Genomic DNA, 1582 nt, shown 5'->3' with positions numbered 1-1582 from the left:
CGGCCAAGACCGTCACGCTAACGCTCAGCCGCGCCGTGGCCCAGGGAGAAGCGGTGAGCCTCAGCTACACCAAGCCCACGACCGGCGCCGTGGTGCAGGACGCGGCCGGCAACGACGCGGCGGACTTCAGCAGCCGGGCGGTGACCAACAACACACCGGACAGAACGCCCCCGCAGCTGATTACCACCGGCACCTCAGCCCCCAGGGCCCTTGGCAGCGCGCTGATGCTCGAATTCAGCGACATGGGCAACTTGGACGCAACAGAGGTCCGCAAGCCGCTCAGCAGGGACTTCACGGTGCTTGTGGATGGCACAGCCAATGCTGTCACCTCGGTCACCGTGAATGCAAACATCAATCTCATCTCCCTGGCGCTGACCACCCCCGTGCGACATGGTCAAAGCGTGAGCGTCGCCTACAACGACAGCACGCCCGACGACACCAGCGCCATACAGGACACTGCCGGCAAGCCTGACCGTTTCCCTTCCACGGCGGTGGACAACCGCGCGCTGGACCGCGAGAGCCCGCAGCTGATCACCACCGGCGCCATGCGCCCCTCCGTCAACGGCAACCAGTTGGTGCTTGGCTTTAGCGACACGAGCAACCTGCTCGCGGACCTGGCCTACAAGCCGGCCACCGGGGACTTTACGGTGCTCGTCGCGGGCCTCGCGAATGCCGTCACTGCAGTCGCCGTAGACGACACGACCAAGACCATCACGCTCATACTGACCACCGCCGTGACACCTGGCCAGACAACGACCGTCGCCTACACCGACAGCACACCCAACGACACCAGCGGCATACAGGACACAAAAGGCAACAGTCTGTCCCGCTTTGCGGCCACGGAGGTCAATACAGCACCCGACACCACGCCCCCCAACTGATCACCACCGGTGACTCTCGCCCCAGGGTCACCGGCAACATGCTGCTGATCGACTTCACCGACACAAGCGCCTCGATATCCCAGGTTCCGAGCCGATGGCCAGTCAGCGGAGACTTCACGGTGCTCGTCAATGGTGTAGCCAACACCGTCACCGAGGTTTTCTATACACACGCCAAGACCATCGCCATAGTGTTGACCACTCCCGTGCGACAGGGTCAAACCGTGACCATCTCCTACCAGGACAGCACACCCAGCGACGACAGAGGCATACAGGACACAGCAGGCAACCGCCTGACCAGCATCCCGACCACGGAGGTGAACAACAAAACAGACAACACACCCCCGGTGATCAACACCGCCACGGTCAACGGCAACCAATTGGTGCTCACGTACACCGAAGCCAACCGCCTGGACGGGGCACCGCTCACGGGCAACGCAGGCTTTACGGTGAGCAGCACCACGGGCACGGCCATTACCGTGAGCGACGCCGTGGCGCATGCGGCGAACAAGACCGTCACGCTCACGCTGAGCCGCGCCGTGACCAACGCGGAGACGGTGACCGTCAGCTACACCAAACCCGAATCCGGCGCCGTGGTGCGGGACGCTGCGGGCAACACCGCAGCAAACCTCAGCAGTCAAGCGGTGACCAACAACACGCCGGCGACACCAGCAACGCCAGCAGACACCACGCCCCCGGAGTTC

General features: G+C 63.8%; 2 protein-coding genes. Both read left to right on the top strand.

Going from position 1 to position 1582, the window contains the following annotated elements; genetic code table 11:
• Positions 1-881 (top strand): SwmB domain-containing protein (locus VTU_RS29345; protein WP_010108691.1); only part of this gene is annotated, 881 nt, incomplete at its 5' end.
• 38 nt (positions 882-919) lie between these two features.
• Positions 920-1582: SwmB domain-containing protein (locus VTU_RS33185; protein WP_010108688.1), on the top strand; the 663-nt coding region annotated here is incomplete at its 3' end.

It is taken from the genome of Verminephrobacter aporrectodeae subsp. tuberculatae At4 (assembly GCF_000193225.1).
In the GTDB taxonomy this organism is placed as follows: Bacteria; Pseudomonadota; Gammaproteobacteria; order Burkholderiales; family Burkholderiaceae_C; genus Acidovorax; species Acidovorax aporrectodeae.
Note: the sequence above shows the minus strand (reverse complement) of the source record. Positions and strands in the feature narration are given on the sequence as shown.